Here is a 19837-nt window from a genome sequence, read left to right on the forward strand (position 1 = left end):
GACGTTCATCGCCCCGAATGGCCCCTTCGCGGGCAGAGCCCGCTCCCACAGGTTGATCGCATTGCCCCTGTGGGGCATGCGCGTTCGGCGGCGAAGAGCCCGGTACTGCTTGCACAAAACCTATTTGAGCTCCAGAACCTCACTCCCGCCATCCGCCTTGATCTGCGCCGGCGTAAACGGCAGCGACCGCCATTCCTGCGCCGAGAACAGCTGCGTCTGATCCTTGAAATGCTTCGACGCCGGATCGCTGGACTGGGAAAACGCCAACAGCCCCTGGGCCACCGGCCCTGCCTGATCAAAGCTGACCAGCTGGATATAACTGCTGCCGCCATCGACATCGAACCGGTAGCCGTCCGGCGTGGTGGTGATCGCGTTGTAGATCCCCAGCTTGCCATCGCCGCCGGGGATGGCAATACGTTGCTCGCCACGACGCACCGTCTGCAACTCACCCCAGCGCGTCTCGGCCGGCAGGCCCATGGCCGACACCCGTGCCTGGGCATCGGTCAAGCTCTGCGCCAGGCGCTTGGCGACATCGGCGCGTTCCCAGGCGATACCCCGCGGGGTATGGATCGGGTCGCTGGCCGAGAATGGCTGGCGCCACGGCTCCTGGCCTTTTTGCAGCGCCGCCATGGTCAGCTGGAAGTACACCAGGCCCAGGCCACTGTCGACCTGCGCGCGACGGTCCCATTGGCCCAGCGCGGTACAGACCGGCCGCAGCGCCGTGCCCCGCTGGGCCCGACAGAATGCCAGAATATCGTCCAGCGCCAGATCGGCCAGGTGCACCTGATTGCCCTTCACCAACCCGGCCAGAAACGCCCCCGACAGCGGGCCGTCGCCATGCTGCTGCAACTGGCTCAGGGCAAAGCGTGCGCGCAGGCCCAAGGGCCGATCGCTACGGCTGATCAATGGCGAAAACCCCACCAGCGGCGCAGCAGGCTGGGTCATCCAGGCGCTGTCGTTGGAGTTTTGCAGCACATCGCTGCGCAACAGTTGCGGCAAATGCTGCGCGGCGACTATGCCCTTCTGGCTAGCGCCAACATCGTCCTGCCAATTGCATTCGCTGCGGCTGCCATCCAGCCCCGGCAAGCCAGCTTTCACCAACTCGGGATCGGCGCACTGGGCCAACTGTGCAGTGGGCACGTTGGGGATGACCGAGGCGTTCATGTACAGCGCGTCGCCCTGATCGTCGACCGCCAGCGTGTTGACCCAAGGGACACCCTGAATCGAGGCGACCACCCGTTGCAGTTCCTTGACGCTATGGGCGCGGTTCATCGCATCCCATTGGGTGAGGATACGGTCGTTACCGAGGTTGACGTCCTGCAGCGCATAGGCGCGCTGGCGGTCCCACGGCAACAGCCCGGGAATCGTCACCAGCGGGCCGAGGCGCGACTCGTAGACATCGTGGCTGACCGTCACCACTTTGCCATCGGCTTCGCGCACCTGCACCTCGATGTGGCGTTTTTTCAGTGCCTCGCGCTGGCCGTCGACGCTGTAGCTGAGTGCGTCCTGAGGGTCCAGCTTGAGGCGATGCAAGGTGAAGTGGCTGGACTGATCGACCGTGTGGGTCCAGGCCATGTGCTGATTGAAACCGATGTTCACCAGCGGCAAGCCCGGCAGCGCGGCGCCCATCACGTCCAACTGGCCGGGCAGTGTCAGGTGCATCTGGTAAAAGCGCAGGCCGCCGGTCCAGGGGAAATGCGGATTGCCCAACAGCAGCCCCTTGCCGTTGTCGCTGCGGGCGCCGCCTACGGCGATGGCGTTGCTGCCGCGGGTGGCGGCGAAGGCATTGAGCTCAGCCAGATTGCGGGCGGCCAAACCACCCTCTGCCGAGCGCTGCAAGGCCGCCGTCGGCTGGACCGCAGCCGGTGGCGCCGCCGTGACCAGCGCTGTGGCGAAGCGACCTATGCCACCTTCGACCAACAAACGCCGCGCCAGGCGCACCACATCCTCGGTCTGCAATGGGCGCAGCCAGCCGGCGTTGCGACACAACGCCGGCTGCTGGCTGACCGGGTTCTGCGCCAGATAACGGTTGAAACCGGCCACATAGCCACCGATGCGCTGCTGCATGGCCGGCGGCTGCGCACGCCAGAACGCCTGCACCTGCTCATCGCTGTTGAGCCAGTGGAAAAAAATATCCGAAGTCAGATTATCGAGCCCGCTGGAGGAGTGGCCAGCGCCGCCGAGCAGCAACGAACGCTGGCCGTTGACGGTCAGCACCTCATCAGCCAACAGGCACAGGTTGTCATGCGCGTAGGCATAGCCGATGCCATAGCCCAGGCCTCGCTCATCACTGGCCTCGACGTGCGGCACGCCCAGGGAGGACCAGCTCAGGCGCGGAACACTCGGCGCATCGGCCGCAACGGCGGGTATCGCCAGCAGGCAGCCAGCGAAGCAGGCCATGGCCCGTAGGGGAATTGGATGCACAGCGGCTCCTTGAATCGAATCGGCGATCGTTGCTGATCAAACGCCTGGCCGGCACTGAAATTTAGTCAGCGGGTAAATGCTTCGCGGCGATGCCAACACAAAAGATTAAAAAATATTTAACTACCTGTGTCAGGAGCCGCATTTTTACTGGGCCTAAGTCATCTTTTGTCACAAATTTCGCACCCTTTTAGCGCAAAAAACCTCACAGATAGAACCTATTCGCATTTGACAATGATAATCAACAAACTTATTGTCCACGCCGTCAAAAGGAAACAACCCTCTGTCAACCTCGCCCGCTTAGGTATCCCCATGCAGGAATCAGGCACCACAGACCTCCACCTCAATGGATTTCCGTCCCTTCTCCAGACGCTGATCACCCACCGCGCCGGCTTGATCAAGGCAGCCGCCAGAATCACAGGTTGTTACAGTCGTGCCGAAGATGTCGTCCAGGATGCCTACCTGCGGGTCTCGGGCATGCAGGTCGATACACTGCCCTTCAATGCACGGCTCAACTACATGTTCCGCATCGTGCGCAATCTGGCGATCGACCACTATCGCAAGCAGTCGATGGAGCAGAAGTACTTCGTCAGCGATGACAACGATTTGAACGCGGCGCCGCAACTGTCCAATCCGGAATCGATCAACGTCGACCGCCAGACCCTGGGTAGCGTCAACGATGCATTGCTGCAATTGCCGGAGCGCACGCGTTACGCGTTCATCATGTATCGCGTGCATGGCAAGCAGCAAAAGGACATTGCCGCTGAGTTGGGGGTATCACCGACCCTGGTGAACTTCATGATTCGTGACGCGCTGGTGCACTGCAAGAATTCGCTGGGTACGCAGCTGCATTGAGCCGATAGTCTTTGCAGGGGCAAGGCCTTTTCACAGGCAAGCCCCCTCGCTATAAACCCCCTCCACTGTGCTCTGCGCTGATGGCACCTAGACATCGGCCCGCCTTGATGAGCTACACTAGGCGTCATGAGTAATTCTTATCCGCATTGAACGATCTTCATAGCAGCGCCCAAGACTGCTGCATAAAATGCCCAGCTCAGCCCGACCGGTAGCCCGTGATGTCCAGCCCCAGCGCCCCTGATTCATCCAGCTCGCGCCTCAGTGATGACGCGGCGCATTGGTGCATGCGCTTGCATGAAGACGACTTTGCCGAAGAAGAGCGCGCGCAGTTCGAGGCCTGGCTCAAGCGCGATCCGGCCCATCGGCGCGAGTTCGACGCCATGATGGAAATCTGGGCGCTGAGCGCTTACTTGCCCACGCCAGCAGCACCTGCACCGATTGCCAAACGTCGCTCCCGACGCCCGCTGCTGGCCGCGGCGCTGCTGGTGCTCGGCTTGCCGCTCGCGGGATTCATCGGCTGGCAGCAAAGCTGGATCCCCAACAGCTACCAGCGCTATCAAAGCGACGCCAGCGTCAGCACGATTACCCTGCCGGATGGTTCCAAGGTGCAGCTCAACCTCGCCACGCGCCTGTCGTTCGCCAACTTCAAGGACCGGCGCAGCGTGACCCTGAGCCAGGGCGAGGCGTATTTCGAGGTCAGCCATGACGCCAGCCACCCGTTCATGGTCAACGCCGGGGCCGGGCAGATCCGCGTGACCGGCACGCACTTCAATGTGTGGACCTATCAGGATCAGGTGGTGGTGACCCTCACCGAAGGCTCGGTCAAAGTCATCAACGATCGCAGCCGACCCGACCAGGTCGCCTATCTGACCCCGGGGATGCAGGCCCGCTATGACGCCCAGAACAGCCTGGCGCAAGTCAGCCTCGCCTCCCCCGCCACCGCGCTGGCCTGGCGCGACGGCCAGTTGATCCTCGACGACCTGAGCCTGAGCGACGCTCTGCCACGAATCAATGCCTACCTCAAATCCCCGGTCCATCTGGCGGATCGCAGCACGGCGCAGCTGCGTATCGGCGGCATCTACAACACCGGCGAAATCGCCGGGCTGGTGCAGAATCTGCCCAAGGTATTACCGGTGCTGTTGAGTCGCAACGATGAAGGCGACACGGTGATCCGCAGCAAACCGCGCTACGCGCCCTGATCGTCGGCCAGTGCCTCGGCCTGCCACTTGTGCATGCGCACGCGGCAGTGCTTCATGGCATTGACGATATGCTTTTCGACCATGTGCTTGGAGACGTTGAGCCGCGCGGATATTTCCGGGTGCGACAGGCCTTCGAGCTTGCGCAGCAGGAAGCACTGGCGGCAAGGTTCACTCAGCTCGGCCAAGGCCCGCTGCAGCAGTTCGAGCTGCTCGTCGTGGACCGCACGGGTGTAGCTAGGCGCCTGAAAGAATCGCTCGTCAAGATCGAGGATCTCCAGCGACTCGGTACGGCGCACACGATTGCGCCGGTGGCTATCGACGATCAGGTTGATCGCCGTGCGATAAAGAAACGCTCGTGGATGGCTGACTTGCGCCCCGTCACGAAGCTCCAGTACCCGGATGTAAGCATCATGGGCGACATCCTCTGCGGCGTGACGGCTGCCCATGCGGGCGCTCAGGTAACCCACCAGCTCGCGGTAATAATGTTCGAACAGGAGACCCGGGGCAGACATTGACAACGCCTTCCTTGCAGTTGAGATCGAGAAATGAATTCCAGGCAGGCCAATTGATAGCGCGCACGGAATCTAAATTATAATAATTCTCATCAACTTTAAAGTCGCCATTGCGTTTTTAACCAAACCGACCCCGGCAACCGCCCCAGTGCCGTGTTTCACCTCGCTCTGCCCATGAACCCTGTCACAGATGATCCTTGGTCGGCCCCGCCGCCAGATACCGACCAAACCACGGCCGGCTCGGCACCCGCGTCGACAACCGCTCAGCATCTTCCTGTGGGCTGAAAATAACTTGCAGTGCCAACTTCATCGTCTCGACATCAAGCTGCCCACTGCCGCCGCCATTGCCCATCCCCCAGGCCCCACAGCCTTCCTTGGACGGCCCCAGCCACGGCTCGGCGACCCGTACCCAGCGCCCCGGGGCAAACCAGGGAATGCCATTCACGGTCTTGTGGTGCACCTCCCCCGGATGCGCCTGTTGATGCGCCAGGAACCAGTCATTGAGCCGATCATCGATCCAACCATGAAACGCCCAGAACACCGGGTTCACATGGGACGAAAACGGGTCTCCCAGAAAATCGTTATCGGCCTGGAACCAACGCTCGGCGTAGTCGTTGTTGCGCCGCGCATACACCACCGGATAGCCCGAATCCGGATCACGCGCCAGCGCTGCCCAGCGCATGTGCAGCCAGTCGTGAATACCTAACTCGATACGCGAACCCAACTCGCCCAGGCACAAGGTGCTGAGGTATTGCGGGTCATGCAACTGCGCTTCCCACAGCTGGAAATTTGCATACAGCCCCTCAGCGCTTTTGATGTAGTAGAGCCATTGGCTGAAGTGCTGATCGCCGCCGGCCACCCAACTGGGCGGCACGCTGTAGCCATTGCGATTGCTGAGGTAATCGATAAAGGCCGGCACCCCTTGGCCGATGGCAGGACGCGGCGGCGGGATGCACGTCCACGCACGAAGATCCTGCACCTGCCGCACGCCATGCAGCATGTGCCGATGCATGAACAGAAAGTCTTCACCCGAACCGTTGCGATGGCGATCGTGGCCACGGGCGTTTCGCTCCTTGCCCGGCACCCCGACCTGCCAGCCCAGGGCGCGAATGGATTGGCGCCGCGATTCGTCGATGCGATGCCAGCGATCGCGGCTGGCGTGCCACAGCTGATGAAAATAACGCCGCTCGGGGGAGATCAGATCCTCGTGCAGCGCCGGCACATATGGCAAGCGCTCACGGGCCTGGACAAAGCGCCGCCGCTCCACCACAAACCGTGCTCGCGGCCCGGAATAGCCGGCCTGAGTGCCGGCCACGCGCACCTCGCCGCTGATAGTTGCACCACCACCGCCCTCGCTCCACACGCCCCAGATTTCGTCCAGCACGGCTTCGCAATCGTAGGCCTGCCCCGAAGGCGCGATCAGCTTCCAGCGCACGCTGGGCAGCTTCTCGGCCTCTAGCCGCCCATACACCTGCAGGCCGTCATCGCCATAGGGCGCACGCCCCAGATAACCGCGCACGGCACGGGCGTTATGGCCCACATCGAGGATCAGCTGCAGCGGCTGCGCCAGCTCCGGCAACTGCTGCGTATCGCCCAGCAACTGCCAGTCCCAGATGCCCACCAAGCGCTCGCCCAGCAACGCATTGGGCAGGTCGGCGACCGGCACGCCAGGCTCGTCGGAGCTGAGCTCCGCCTCCTGTGCCTGTTGCCAGTCCAGCCATTGCTGGCGGGCCACGAACCCGGCCGGCAGCACTACACCGGCGGCCACCAGGCCGGCCAGCATTCCTCGACGCGACACCTTCATCCACTCTACTCATAACGTGACTACTGCAGCGAAAACGAATGGTTGCCGGAGCGATTTAGCGCTGCGCTAAATTCTCCCTGACTCAGCTCGTTTCACCCAGACAGTTCGAACGGCGCTGTGCTCGATAGCGCCGCCCTGCAAGCGGGACGAGACAGCAATGACGAAACATCCTCTGCAATCGCGTAAATGGCCCTATGCCGTGGCGCTGTTACTTCTCCTGGCAATGGTAGCCGGCGCCGGTGCCTGGTGGTACTGGGTGTATCGCGCGACGCACCCTTACAGCCACGAGATCGAACAACGTGCCAACGCCCTGCAAGAACGTATTCTGAGCCTCGACGGGCACCTGGACGTGCCCCTGCGATACGGCAGCACAGGCGTAGAAGCGAACCGCGACGGGCCGACTCAATTCGACCTCGTCAAAGCCGGTAAAAGCCGCCTGCGCGGCGCCTCGATCGCCCTCTGGTCGTGGCCCGAATTCTGGAGCGGCCCCAACTGGCCGCACCGCCCCACCGGCGGTTTCCAGGCGGCCATGGCCAACGAGCTGGAGGTCCGCTACCGCATCATCACCAGCATCGCCAAGGACTTCCCCGACCAGGCCGGCATCGCCTACACCCCCGCCGACTTCCGCCGCCTGGCTGCCGAGGGCAAGTTCGCCATCGTCCTGAGCATGCTCAACGCCGCCCCGCTGGGCGACGACATCGACAAGCTCGACCTCTGGGCGGCCCGCGGTGTGCGGGTATTCGGCCCAGGGTACGTGGGCAACAACAGCTGGACCGACTCGGCGCGGCCGCTGCCCTTCCTCGGCGATTCGGTCGATCCGCTGGGCGGCCTCTCCGACCTTGGCCGGCGCGCCGTGACCCGGCTCAATGACCTGGGCGTGGTCATCGACGTCGCGCAGATGTCCAGTCAGGCCCTGACCCAGGTCACGCACCTGAGCCGCGCCCCGGTGCTGGTCTCGCACACCGGCGTGCAAGGCTTGATGGACATCCGCCGCAACCTCAGCGACGCGGATCTGGCCAACATCAAGGCCACCGACGGCCTGGTCAACATCGTCGCCTACTCCAAATACCTCAAGCCGTTCTCCCGCGCGACCATCGCCAAAATGAACGAGCTGCGCGCCCGCTATCAGCTGCCCGACGTGCAGAACCAGACACAGATGGGCACCACCACCGACCCGGTATTCTCGATCTGGTCAGAGAAGAAATTCGGCGAATACCTCACGCCCTTCTACGACGTCCTGCGCCAGGAGCCCGAAGCGACCCTGAGCGACTACGTCGACTCCATCGACTACACGGTAAAGAAAATCGGCATCGACCACGTCGGCATCAGCTCCGACTTCAACGATGGCGGCGGCGTGATCGGCTGGCAGAACAGCAGCGAGAACCGCAACGTTACCGCCGAGCTGATCCAGCGCGGCTACTCCGACGAAGACATCGCCAAGCTCTGGGGCGCTAATTTCCTGCGCGTGTGGGAGGCCGCCCAGAAGGCCGCCAGGCCGACCGATATGGCACCCACCAACCCTGTCGCTCAACAGCCCTAAGGACCCTCATGAAACGCCTCAATGCACTCATCGCCCTCGCCTGCCTGACGCTCTCGGTCGGCGCTTTCGCCGCCGATCCGATCGCACCTGGCAAGGTCTTCCAGGACTGCAAGGATTGCCCGGAGATGGTCGTGCTGCCCGCCGGCAGCTACACCATGGGCGTGCCCAACGATGAAGTCGGTCGCCAGTCCGACGAAGGTCCGCTGCACAAGGTGACTTTCGCCGAACCCTTCGCCATCAGCCGCTTCCACGTCACCGCCGAGCAGTGGCAGGTGTACACCAAAGACACCGGCGTGGTGATCCCCGATGGCGACGATCGCCCCGGCCGACGCTGCACCAACGGCAAGCCCAGCTATCCCCAGGGCCCGCGCCAACCGGCGGTGTGCATGGACTGGGAAGAAGCCCGCGGCTACATCGCCTGGCTGGCGAAAAAGACCGGCAAGCCCTACCGCATGCTCAGCGAGTCGGAGCGTGAATACGGCGCCCGCGCAGGCTCCACCGGGCCCTTCCCCTTCCCGTTCGACAAGGCCGGCGGCTACCAGATCACCGAGCACGCCAACGGCTACGGGCCCAAGGACGGCTACACCTACACCGCCCCGGTGGGCAGCTTCGCGCCCAACGCCTTTGGCGTCTACGACATGCACGGCAACGTCTACGAGTGGCTCGCCGACTGTTGGCACACCGACTACATCGGCGCCCCCACCGACGGCAGCGCCTGGATCACCGGCGGCACCTGCGAGCACCGGCAGATCCGCGGCAACGACTGGATCGAACCGCCGATTTTCTCCCGCTCCGGCAACCGCAACGAGCGCGAGCCCGACGTACGCGGTGACTGGTTGAGCTTTCGCGTAGCCCGCAACCTCAACGGTGCCGACAAGGACTGAACACGAACAAGGAGCCCCGCCATGACCGATCTCAGCCGCCGCCATTTCGTCACCGCCGCGACCCTGGCCAGCCTCGCCCCTCAGCTCGCTGTAGCGAGGGGGCTTGCCCCCGGAAATCCCGCGACCGCAGATAATGCAGCGCCTGGCGCGCCGTCTTCGGGGGCAAGCCCCCTCGCTATACGGGATCCGATCTTCAACGACGATATCGTCCGCCTCGATTACAACGAAAGCCCCTACGGCCCCTGCGCGCCCGCCGTCAAGGCCATGGAGCTGGGCGCGCGACAGAGCGGGCGCTACTACTACGAACAACAGGTGCGCCTGATCGAACTGTTCGCCGAACAGAACCACGTGCCCGCAGACCATGTGGCGGTGTTCTGCGGCTCGCGTTCGCCATTGCAGTACGCCATGGCGCTGTATGCCGGTGCGCGCAGCGTGGTGACCGCCGCGCCGACCTACGACTCGGTGGCCAATGGCGCCGCCGAAGTCGGCGCCAGGGTCCACGAAGTGCCCTTGGACGAACGCCATGCCCATGACGTGCGCGGCATGCTCGCAGCGGACGATCAGGCCGGGGCGATCTACCTGTGCAACCCCAACAACCCCACCGGCACCCTCACGCCCTATGAAGACATCAAGCACCTGGTGGTGAACAAACCAGCGGGCTGCCTGGCGATCATCGATGAGGCATACATCCACTTTTCCGATGCCCAGCCCTGCTTGGGTCTGGTGCTCAAGCACCCGGACGTGCTGGTGCTGCGCACCTTCTCCAAGCTCTACGGCATGGCCGGGGCGCGGTTGGGATTGGCCATCGCGTCGCCTGAATTACTGGACAAGCTGCAGACCCTCAACGGCCACAACTTCATCTCGGTGAGCGCCTCGCTGGGCGGCATCGCCAGCCTGCAGCAACCGCAACTGGTGGCCGAGCGCAAGCAGACCAATCAGCGCGTGCTGCAGGACACCGTCGGCAAACTGCAAGCAGCGGGCTATCGCTGCACCGAGGCGCAGGCGAACTGTTTCATGGTGGCGCTCAAGCGCCCTGCCGCGCCGGTGATCGAGGCGCTGGCCAAGCGCGGCGTACAGGTGGGCCGGGTGTTCGATGCCTGGCCGGACTGGATGCGGGTCACGGTGGGGACGGCCGCCCAGATGCAAGCGTTTCTGAACTCATTCTTCGTTGTCATGCAGCACTCATGAAGCCGGATTTCATCCGTCAAGGAGCCCCCGAGATGAACACACTCAACAGCAAGACCGTACATGATGTCATCGGTGTGGGCTTCGGCCCCTCCAACCTGGCCCTGGCCATCGCCTTGCAGGAACTGTCCGAGTCCGAGGGACGCGCCCTTGACGCTGTGTTCCTCGAAAAACAGGCCGATTACCGTTGGCACGGCAATACGCTGGTGGGCGGCAGCGAAATGCAGATCTCCTTCCTCAAGGATCTGGTCTCGCTGCGCAATCCGGCCAGCCCCTATAGCTTCGTCAACTACCTGCATCGTCACGGCCGCCTGGTGGACTTCATCAACCTGGGCACCTTCTATCCCTCGCGCATGGAGTTCAACGACTACCTGTGCTGGGTCGCCAGACACTTCAACAACCAGGCTCATTACGGCGAAGAGGTGCTGCGTATCGAGCCCGTCCACCTTGACGATCAGGTCGATCACCTGCGCGTCGTCAGCCGCGACGCCCAAGGCCGCGAACACGCGCGCTACGGACGCGCCGTGGTGGTCGGCAGCGGCGGTACGCCGCGCATCGTCGAACCCTTCATCGCGCTCAAGGACGATCCGCGCATCTTCCATCACGCCCAGTACCTCAGCCGTGTGCAGACCCTACCCTGCGCCAACGGCACGCCGACTCGGGTCGCCATTGTCGGCTCCGGCCAGAGCGCAGCCGAAGCCTTTATCGACCTGCACGACACCTACCCGGCGGCCAGCGTCGACATGATCGTGCGCGGCTCGGCACTCAAGCCGGCCGACGACACGCCGTTCGTCAACGACATCTTCTCGCCGGCCTACACCGACCTGGTGTTCGACCAGCCGCCGCAAGAGCGCCGCAAGTTGCTGCAGGAGTATCACAACACCAACTACTCGGTGGTCGACCCGCAGCTGATCGAGCGCATCTACGGCATTCTCTACCGCCAGAAAGTCTCCAAGGTCTACCGTCACGGCGTGCTCTGCCGCCAGCAGATCGAAACGGCTCGTTCCACCGAGCAAGGCATCGAACTGACGCTGCACGATCTGTCCACCGGCGATCGCCGCCAACGACGCTATGACGCCGTCGTGCTTGCCACCGGCTACGAACGTCGCTCGCACCGCGACTTGCTGGCACCGGTGGAACAGCACCTGCAGCAGTTCGAGGTCGATCGCCACTACCGCGCGCTGACCAGCCCCGAGCTTAAAGCCGCCGTGTTCCTGCAGGGCTTCTGCGAGGCCTCCCATGGCCTGAGCGACACGCTGCTGTCGGTGCTGCCGGCGCGCAGCGAAGAGATCGGCCGGGCGCTGTACGCGCTGTCGGCCAGCCAGCAGCTCGAACAGCCCCGTGCTGCGCTGGCCGGAATCTAAGCCATGCGCATCGCTGATAACGTCAAGGAGCCTCTGACATGAGCGCTGATGCCAACACGCTGGGCCGGGAAACCTGGCGCATCCTCAGACCCTATTGGGTGGCGGTGATTGCCTCAGTGATCATGGGTGTCATCAGCGGCCTCAGCGTCACCGCTTTGCTGGCGACCATCAACCACGCCATGAATCAGGGTGGCGGCCCGACGGCCTGGCTAGCTTTGCAGTTCGCGGGCTTTTGCGTGCTGACCCTCGCCTGCTCGACCGGCTCACGCTTGCTGACCAACTACGTCGGCCAGCGCGTGGTGCGCAATCTGCGCCGTGAACTGGCGGGCAAGGTATTGGCCGCGCCGGTCGCGCAACTAGAGCAGTTTCGCAGCCATCGGTTGATCCCGATCCTGCTCAATGACGTCACCACCATCAGCACCTTCGCGCTGTCGGTGGCACCGATGGTCATCGCGTTCACCGTGACCTTGGCGTGCCTGGCGTACCTGGCCGTGCTGTCCTGGCAAATCCTGCTGTTGACGGTGCTCACGGTATTGATCGGGATCGGTGCCCAATATGTCGCCCAGCACTTTGGCAACGTGCGCCTGAAGGAGGCGCGCAACGGCGAAGACGAGCTGCAAAGCTACTACCAGGCAATCACCGACGGCGCCAAGGAGCTGCGTATCCAGCGGCCGCGGCGCTGGCAGATGCGCGACGAGTTGATCGAAAACGTGACCGAGCGCATCGCCCAGGCCAATATCCGCGCCGCGAATATCTTCATCAGCGCCGAGACCTTCGGCTCGATGCTGTTCTTTGCGGTCATCGGTCTGGCGATTGCCTTCCTGGTGCTGTGGCCCGCCGCCGAACGCACCGTGCTCGGCGGTTTCGTGCTGGTGATGCTGTACATGAAAGGGCCGCTGGAACAACTGGTGGTCAATCTGCCGATGATCAGCCGTGCACGCATCGCCCTGGGCCGAGTCGCCGAACTGTCGGCGCGCTTCTCGTCGCCGGAAGTCCAGGGCCAGCCGGGCGATACCGAGCCTTTAGGCGCCTTCCAACAGCTGGAGCTGCGCGCAGTGCGCTACGACTATCCCGTGGTGCACGGCAGCGAGCCCTTCAGCCTGGGGCCGGTGGACCTCAAGGTGACTCGCGGCGAGATCCTGTTCATCGTCGGCGAAAACGGCTGCGGCAAGACCTCACTGATCAAAGTGCTGCTGGGCCTCTATCCACCGCAAGCCGGCGAAGTTTATCTGGACGGCCAGTTGATCGACGACGCTCAGCGCGACAATTACCGACAGCTGTTCACCACCATCTTCGCCGACCACCACCTGTTCGACGACCTGAGCCCCGGCGCGCGGGACAAACCCGAGCGGGTCGCCCGCTACCTGGAACGCCTGGATATCGCCCACAAGGTCAGCCTGGTGGACGGCAGCTACAGCACCACGGCGCTGTCCACCGGCCAACGCAAACGCCTGGCACTGGTCAACGCCTGGCTCGACGAGCGCCCGGTCTTGGTATTCGACGAGTGGGCCGCCGACCAGGACCCGTCGTTTCGCCGGGTGTTCTACACCGAGCTGCTGCCAGAAATGAAACGCCAGGGCCGCACCCTCATCGTCATCTCCCACGATGACCGCTACTTCCACATCGCCGACCAGTTGATCCGCATGGACAAGGGTCGCGTGGCTATCGAACGCGTCGACACCCCGGACCCGCTGCCGGCCTGACGCCCTCCCCCTGCAAGAGAAGGTTTGCCATGCGCAAAAAGAAGATCGCTTACCTCTGGTCGCTGCGTAACGCCGCCGCCGACAAGGCTGGCCAGAACATCCCCTACAAGGGCGAGCAGCGCTACATGAAATCGGTGCTGGAACACTTTGTCGAGCAACTCCAGAACACCGAACTGGGCGCGTTTTACAGCCTGGAAACCGTCATCTACGACGACGATGTCGAGTCGCCGCGCGATCAGCAAGCCTTGGCCGAATATGGCTTCAGCTATCGCGCTGGCCAGCGCTGGTTCTACCCTGCGCAGTTGCAGGTCCAGGGGCGGCTGGTCAACGACCTGCTGACGCCCATCGCCTCGACCTACCGGCGCCTGCCGTTGGACGCAGGCGAAAGACCGGCCGGCAAGCATGATTTTGAACAGCGCCTGTTACACACGCTGCAGGCCCTGGAGATCGAACTGGTGGTGGTCGATGGGCTGCTGGTGATCCTCGATGAACTGGTGCGTCCTGGCAGCCCGTACTGGCGACGCATGGTCAATATTCACCCCGGCATCACGCGCCTTGAATCGCCCTATGAGCGGCGCGGCGCCTATGCCACCTGGGACGCGCTGTACGGTGCCCGTGGCTTCAAGGTGGTCGACTGGAACAGCGGTGAACAGACAGCCGCGCCGGTGCGCGACATGACCGGCGCCTCATTGCACTACATGGACACCGGCATCGACTCCGGAGAGGTCATCCATGACGTGCTCGGCACCCGTATCGACCCCGCAGACAGCATCCTCGAACTGCGCTGGAACAACTTCAATCTCAGCCTGTTTCCCACCTTGAGCGACGGCCTGCTGCACCTCGCCAAGGCCCACCAGGACAGCCCTTCGCCGGCCTGACAGGCAAGGCATTGGCGGGGTTCAACCCGACGATAAAAAAGCCCCGGACCTGAACAGCTCCGGGGCTTTTTATCGTCTGCGCCAAGCCAACCCAATGGGCCGGCGCCACGCGCGTCTCAGCCGAGACGCGCCACCAGGGTGCTCAACAACAGCGGATGCCGGGGGATTTCCACATGCGTGCAGTCGATTGCAGTAGCATGCGCCAACGCGCAGCCCAACTGTGCCGCCAACTGCCGGGCCTTGCCCTCGCGGCCAGGCGTCCACCAATCCGTGGGCTGCGCAACCACCGGCTGGCAGCCCTCGAAACGCTCGGCAAGGCGGCGCAACTTGCGCGCCGCATGGAAAATGCTGGCCAGCTCGTCAGCGCTGAGCGCCAGGTAGCCGTCGGCCCGCGCAGCACCTTCGGCATCCATCGACGTCAGAATCGAAGCGAACACCTGGCGCACCTGTTCGCGCGTCATCTGATCGTCACCCGACTGCTGCAACGGCGGCAATGTCCAAAATGGCGCGATCAGCCCCCAGAAGCCGCGCAGATCGCTCAGCCAGCCAGGGTCGCCGGCCGCCGTGGTCGGGGTCTCGACGAAACTGTCGACCAACCCCAGAAACGCGACCTGTTGGCCTTGGCGCTCCAGTTGCGCAGTCATCAGCGAGACCAAGGTGCCCCCCAGCGACCAGCCCAGCAGCCGGTACGGCCCCTCAGGCTGATGCGCCCTGACCCGTTCGACGTAATCGAGGGCCATCTGTTCCAGCGAGGTGTCGGCCCACTGCTCATCCACCAGCATTCTGGATTGTATGCCCACCACCGGGCACAAGCCGTCGAGGGCACGGGCCAGCGGCTGGTAGTCGAACACGGTGCCGAAGCCGCCATGGACGCAGAAGAGCGGCGCCCGCCCCTCTACCTTGCGGTTGAGGGGCAGCAAGGCGCTGGCCGGGGCATCCTGCCCGAGCAGTTGACCGATGCTGGGTTTGCTGAGCATGTCGCGAACCTTGAGGTCCAGGCCCAGGTACGCGAGATCCCGAGCCCGCGCGACCACTTGCATGCAGGTGATCGAATCCCCGCCCAGTTCGAAGAAGTTATCCTCCAGCCCTACCTGATCGACCTTGAGCACTTGCGCCCAGATGTGCGCGAGCTTGATCTCCAGCAGGGTGCGCGGGGCGCTGAAATGACTCTCCTGTACCCGCGATTGCGGCGCGGGCAGCGCGCTACGATCCAGCTTGCCATTCGGGCTCAAAGGCAACTGCGCCAGGACGGTCCAGAGCGTCGGGACCATGTAGTCCGGCAATTCGACGCTCAGGTGTGCCTTGAGCGTTGTACCCAGTAACGGGCCTGCGCACTCGGCCGACTGGGCGACCACATAGGCCGCCAGCTGCCGCCCGGCGGGGCCGGCGACATCGATGACCAAGGCTTCTCGCACGCTTGGCTGGGCCAGCAGGCAGGCTTCGATCTCGCCAAGTTCGATGCGCATACCGCGAATCTTGACCTGATGATCGAGGCGCCCGACGTAATCGATCACGCCGCTCTGACGATAGCGCGCCAGATCGCCTGATCGGTACAGACGTGCCCCCGGCGCGCCGAATGGGTCCGGCAGAAAACGCTCAGCGGTCAACCCCGGACGCCCGTGATAGCCACGGGCGAGCAAGGGCCCACCGATGCATAACTCGGCCGCCGCCGCCACAGGCGCGCACTGCGCATCGACGTCCAGCAAGTAAAGGGAGCGCCCCGGCAGTGGTCGGCCTATTGGCAGCACGGCCGGGAGCGCCACGGTCTGGTCGACATAGGGACCGCAGTCGTGGGCGCTGACCGTGACGGTTGCCTCGGTGGGGCCATAGGTATTGAGCAGGCGTACCTGCGCGAGGCCAGCCTGACGCCAGGCGACCAGGCCTTCGGGAGGCATCGCCTCGCCACCGGCATGCAGCTGCTTCAGGCGACCATAATCACGATGCCCGTGTTCGGCGAAGTCCTTCGCCAACATGAACCAGTAGGCCGTGGTGATATCGACCACACTGATATCGTTCGCCAGTAGCTCAGCGTAGAACGTCGCGCTGTCCCACAGCTCGTTGCCGCGTATGACCACCGCTGCACCGCACATCAGTGCGGGGTACAACTGCTCGACAAAACCATCGAAGCTGAACGTCGCGAACTGCAGCATGCGATCGTCGTGCGTCAGGTTGAAGAAGCCTTGGGACATCTGCGCATGCTCGGCCAGCGCGTGGTGGCTGATGCCGACGCCTTTGGGGCGCCCTGTGGAACCCGAGGTGTACATGATGTATGCCAGATTGCCCCCGGTCACCGGCGCCGGAGCGCGGTCCCCCAGCGCACGCTGCCAATGCTCGTCGACGTCCAGGCACAGGCCCTGAACACTCGGCGGCAAGGCCAGGTGCGCTAACCAGTGGCGCTGGGTAATCAGCAGCTGCATGCCGCTGTCGCCCATCATGTAGCTCAGCCGCTCGGCCGGATAGGCCGGGTCCAGCGGCACGTAGGCACTGCCCGCCTTGAGAATGGCCAGCACCCCGATGATCAACCCCAGGCCACGATCCACCGCCAGCCCAACGGGCACCTCGGGGCCTGCGCCATGACGCACCAACGTCGGCACCAACGCCTCGGCGCGCTCGTCGAGTTGGCGATAGCTCAACTGTTGCCCCTCGCAGATCAACGCCACGGCGTCCGGCTGATCGCGCACCTGCACGGCGATACCGGCAAGCACACTCGACGGCGCGGCCGCTATCGGTTGAGCGCCGCTCCAGCGTTGCACGAGGTGAAGCTGTGGCGCGGTCAACATCTGCAGCTCGCCCAACGGCGCGTCGGCGTTGGCGCAGATCGATTCCAGCAGCTGACGCCAGTGCTCGGCCACCTGCTGCACCGTTTCAAGCGCATAGCTGGCACGATCGAAGCTGTAATGGACCTTGAGTTGCTGACCGAGGCCCACCGCCAGCGTCAGCGGGTAGTTGGTCTGTTCGCGACTGAACACCGGACCGAACTTGAGCCCGGCCGGGGACGCCTGCTGCAGGGCTTCGGCCACCGGGTAGTTCTCGAACACCAGCAGGGTATCGAACAGGCTCTCGCCGCTGCGCCCCGCCCAGCGCTGCACCGCGTACAACGGTGTGTGTTCGTGTTCGCGCAGGCGCAGGTTCTGCGCCTGCAATTGCTCCAGCCATTGACCTGCCGACTGCTCGGCAGGCACCTTGGCGATTACCGGCAGGGTGTTGATGAACAGGCCCAATTGCTCTTCGATACCGGGTAACGCTGCCGGGCGACCGGCCACCGTAGCGCCGAAGCTCACGCTGGCCTGACCGCTGTAGCGGTGCAACAGCAATAGCCAGGCCGCCTGCACCACGGTATTGACCGTGACGCGGTGCTGGCGACTGAACGCCACCAGACGCTGCGTCGCGTCAGCGTCGAAACTCTGCTGCCATTCGCCCTGCCCTTTGCCTTCGCCCCCCTCGGGGCGCTTGATCGCCTGGGCCAGGCGCGTCGGCTCGTCGAAGCCACGCAGCTGCTCGTGCCAGAACGCCTCGTCGGCGCTGGCATCCTGGCGGCCCAGCCATTGAATGTAATCGCGGAAGCGCCCGCTCGGCGCCGCCACCGACACACCCGCGTAGCGCTGCAACACCTCGCCCAGCAAACGCGAATTGCTCCAGCCATCCATGAGGATGTGATGGTTGGTGTAGATCAGATGGTGATTGTCGGGCCCGGTCTTTATCGCGGTCAGACGCAGCAGGGGTTCCTCCTGCAGATCGAAACCACGTTGACGATCGACCGTGGCGAACGTGTCCAGGGCCTCGGGCAGTTGGGCATGCCCCTGCCAGTCGCACTCGCTGAACGGCAACTTCACCCGCTTGCGGATCAGCTGCAGCGACGCCGCCTGATCACTGAGAAAGCTCGCCCGCAGTACGTCGTGGGCGTCGAGGGTAGCCTGCCAGGCGTGGCGAAAACGCTCCACATCAAGGCCGCTGATATCGAGCCGCAACTGATTGATATAGGCGCCGCCGTCTTGCTCGCTGAGGCTGTGGAACAACATGCCCTGCTGCATCGGCGACAGCGGATAGAGGTCGGCGACGTCCCGTGCCGGGACGGGCAAGCGGTCGAGTTGGGCTTGATCGAGGCCGGACAGCGGCACGTCCGAGGGCGTCAAGCCACCGCTGTCGGCGGCTTCGCAGTGCGCGACCAGGGCTTGCAGTTCGCGGCCCAGCTCATCGGCCAGGCGCTGAATCTGTGCTTCATCGTAAAGCTCGGCGCTGAATGTCCAGTTAAGCTCCAGCTCGCCGGCAAAGACCTGGCCATTGATGGCCAGGCGTGCCGGCAGCGGCGTATCGCCGCTCTGGCCAGCCCCGCTGCTTTCACCCGCGGGGATGAACACGCCGTGCTGCGCGTCGAAGCTCTGGTCGAACTGCCCGAGATAGTTGAAGACCACCTGCCCTTGGGGCAGCGATGCCAGCCGCGCGCGCACCGGCTCAGGTCCCAGGTAACGCAGCAGCCCATAGCCGATGCCTTTTTCCGGCACCGCGCGCAACTGCTCCTTGATCGCCTTGATGGACTCGCCCATGCCGATGTCGGGGCACAGGCACACTGGGTACACGCTGGTAAACCAGCCCACCGTGCGAGTGATATCGACATCGTCGAACAGGCTTTCGCGGCCATGCCCTTCCAGACGAATCAAGGTCGCAGGTTGCTCGGCCCAGCGGCACAGCACGCGGCTCAGGGCAGTCAGCAGCAGATCGTTGATCTGGGTGCGATACGCTTGGGGCGCTTCCTGCAAAAGCCGCCGTGTCCAGTCACGGTCCAGGCGAGTGCGCACACTGCGTGCATGGGCTTGGGTTTGAAGCCCTTGCGGGCGATCGCAGGGCAAGGCATCGCTTGCCTTGCTCAGTTGGCCCTCCCAGTAGCCCAGGCTTTGAATGAACGAAGGTTCGCTGGCCAGGGATTGCAGGCGCTGCGCCCAGGTCTTGAAGCTGTCGGTCTTGGCCGGCAGGCGAGCCGGCTGACCGTCCTCGAGGGCCGTATAGACCGCCTGCAAGTCTTCCAGCACGATGCGCCACGACACGCCGTCGATCACCCAGTGATGCACCACCAGCAACAGGCGTTGTTCGCCGTCCGGAAGCTCGATCAGCACTGCGCGCAGCAGCGTGCCGTGCTGCAGATCGAGGCTGCGCTGGGCTTCGTCGGCTACTGCAGCCAGGGCGGTGTCGTCCATGGCTTCACGCTGCCAGAGCGGGTTGTGCGCGTCGCCGTCGTAGTTCACTTGGCCCTGCTGCAAACGTCCGCGCAGCGCATCGTGATGATCGACGATCATCCGCAGCGCACGCGCCAGCAAGTCTGCCTGCAGCCGCGCGCGCGGCGCCAGCATCACCGCCTGGTTCCAGTGGCCGCGCTGGGGGATGTCCGTCGCCATGAACCAGGTCTGGATCGGCGTCAGCGGCGCATCGCCGCGTACCGCTCCTTGCTCGATCGCCACCGTCGCGCCGCGCCGCGCCACCCGCGCCAGTTCAGCCAC

At 64.0% G+C, this 19837-nt stretch carries 12 protein-coding genes; 8 read left to right on the forward strand and 4 right to left on the reverse strand.

Annotated elements, in window-relative coordinates; all coding sequences use genetic code 11:
* Nucleotides 1–120 precede the first annotated feature (120 nt).
* On the reverse strand, nucleotides 121–2424 hold the full coding sequence (locus LIX93_RS24695; RefSeq protein WP_346015240.1) for an acylase: 2304 nt from the start codon (nucleotides 2422–2424) through the stop codon (nucleotides 121–123).
* Nucleotides 2425–2733: 309 nt separating this feature from the next.
* Here LIX93_RS24695 and LIX93_RS24700 point away from each other — a divergent pair, with 309 nt between their 5' ends.
* Both LIX93_RS24700 and LIX93_RS24705 read left to right on the forward strand, forming a co-directional pair.
* Complete coding sequence (locus LIX93_RS24700) at nucleotides 2734–3276, forward strand: RNA polymerase factor sigma-70 (protein ID WP_226506687.1); 543 nt, start codon at nucleotides 2734–2736, stop codon at nucleotides 3274–3276.
* 218 nt (nucleotides 3277–3494) lie between these two features.
* Nucleotides 3495–4475, forward strand: coding sequence for a FecR family protein (locus LIX93_RS24705; RefSeq protein WP_226506688.1), 981 nt, complete (start codon nucleotides 3495–3497; stop codon nucleotides 4473–4475).
* Here LIX93_RS24705 and LIX93_RS24710 read toward each other — a convergent pair.
* Together LIX93_RS24710 and LIX93_RS24715 are read right to left on the reverse strand one after the other, a co-directional pair.
* A complete protein-coding gene (locus tag LIX93_RS24710) occupies nucleotides 4463–4987 on the reverse strand; it encodes a sigma-70 family RNA polymerase sigma factor (protein WP_226506689.1) in 525 nt (174 codons plus the stop codon). The genes LIX93_RS24705 and LIX93_RS24710 overlap by 13 nt on opposite strands.
* Nucleotides 4988–5171: 184 nt before the next feature.
* Nucleotides 5172–6791, reverse strand: a complete 1620-nt coding sequence (locus LIX93_RS24715; protein WP_226506690.1) for a PvdJ/PvdD/PvdP-like protein — start codon at nucleotides 6789–6791, stop codon at nucleotides 5172–5174.
* 157 nt (nucleotides 6792–6948) lie between these two features.
* Here LIX93_RS24715 and LIX93_RS24720 point away from each other — a divergent pair, with 157 nt between their 5' ends.
* From LIX93_RS24720 to LIX93_RS24745, 6 genes are read left to right on the forward strand one after another with little or no spacing between them, the layout of a single operon-like run.
* A complete protein-coding gene (locus LIX93_RS24720) occupies nucleotides 6949–8331 on the forward strand; it encodes a membrane dipeptidase (protein WP_226506691.1) in 1383 nt (460 codons plus the stop codon).
* Nucleotides 8332–8339: 8 nt separating this feature from the next.
* Nucleotides 8340–9215, forward strand: coding sequence for a formylglycine-generating enzyme family protein (locus LIX93_RS24725; RefSeq protein WP_226506692.1), 876 nt, complete (start codon nucleotides 8340–8342; stop codon nucleotides 9213–9215).
* Nucleotides 9216–9236: 21 nt separating this feature from the next.
* Nucleotides 9237–10403 (forward strand): pyridoxal phosphate-dependent aminotransferase, encoded by a 1167-nt coding sequence (locus tag LIX93_RS24730; RefSeq protein ID WP_226506693.1) that lies wholly within the window; start codon nucleotides 9237–9239, stop codon nucleotides 10401–10403.
* 32 nt (nucleotides 10404–10435) lie between these two features.
* Nucleotides 10436–11764 carry a SidA/IucD/PvdA family monooxygenase gene (locus LIX93_RS24735; RefSeq protein WP_226506694.1) on the forward strand — a complete coding sequence of 443 codons (1329 nt, stop codon included), beginning with the start codon at nucleotides 10436–10438 and terminating at the stop codon, nucleotides 11762–11764.
* Nucleotides 11765–11802: 38 nt separating this feature from the next.
* The gene (locus LIX93_RS24740) at nucleotides 11803–13467 is read left to right on the forward strand and encodes a cyclic peptide export ABC transporter (protein ID WP_226506695.1); all 1665 of its coding nucleotides are present in this window, start codon (nucleotides 11803–11805) and stop codon (nucleotides 13465–13467) included.
* Nucleotides 13468–13496: 29 nt separating this feature from the next.
* On the forward strand, nucleotides 13497–14345 hold the full coding sequence (locus LIX93_RS24745; protein WP_226506696.1) for a N(5)-hydroxyornithine transformylase PvdF: 849 nt from the start codon (nucleotides 13497–13499) through the stop codon (nucleotides 14343–14345).
* Nucleotides 14346–14461: 116 nt separating this feature from the next.
* Here the strand turns inward: LIX93_RS24745 and LIX93_RS24750 are convergent, their stop codons facing one another.
* Entirely contained in the window at nucleotides 14462–19837 is a 5376-nt protein-coding gene (locus LIX93_RS24750; RefSeq protein WP_346015241.1) for an amino acid adenylation domain-containing protein, read from the reverse strand.

Source organism: Pseudomonas sp. MWU16-30317 (genome assembly GCF_020515695.1).
GTDB lineage: Bacteria > Pseudomonadota > Gammaproteobacteria > Pseudomonadales > Pseudomonadaceae > Aquipseudomonas.

What these genes read in the sequence shown, in the direction of transcription:
- LIX93_RS24700 (WP_226506687.1), top strand. Translation starts at nt 2,734, where the DNA reads ATGCAGGAATCAGGCACCACAGACCTCCACCTCAATGGATTTCCGTCC.
- LIX93_RS24740 (WP_226506695.1), top strand. Translation starts at nt 11,803, where the DNA reads ATGAGCGCTGATGCCAACACGCTGGGCCGGGAAACCTGGCGCATCCTC.
- LIX93_RS24705 (WP_226506688.1), top strand. Translation starts at nt 3,495, where the DNA reads ATGTCCAGCCCCAGCGCCCCTGATTCATCCAGCTCGCGCCTCAGTGAT.
- LIX93_RS24730 (WP_226506693.1), top strand. Translation starts at nt 9,237, where the DNA reads ATGACCGATCTCAGCCGCCGCCATTTCGTCACCGCCGCGACCCTGGCC.
- LIX93_RS24715 (WP_226506690.1), bottom strand. Translation starts at nt 6,791, where the DNA reads ATGAAGGTGTCGCGTCGAGGAATGCTGGCCGGCCTGGTGGCCGCCGGT.
- LIX93_RS24735 (WP_226506694.1), top strand. Translation starts at nt 10,436, where the DNA reads ATGAACACACTCAACAGCAAGACCGTACATGATGTCATCGGTGTGGGC.
- LIX93_RS24720 (WP_226506691.1), top strand. Translation starts at nt 6,949, where the DNA reads ATGACGAAACATCCTCTGCAATCGCGTAAATGGCCCTATGCCGTGGCG.
- LIX93_RS24725 (WP_226506692.1), top strand. Translation starts at nt 8,340, where the DNA reads ATGAAACGCCTCAATGCACTCATCGCCCTCGCCTGCCTGACGCTCTCG.
- LIX93_RS24745 (WP_226506696.1), top strand. Translation starts at nt 13,497, where the DNA reads ATGCGCAAAAAGAAGATCGCTTACCTCTGGTCGCTGCGTAACGCCGCC.
- LIX93_RS24710 (WP_226506689.1), bottom strand. Translation starts at nt 4,987, where the DNA reads ATGTCTGCCCCGGGTCTCCTGTTCGAACATTATTACCGCGAGCTGGTG.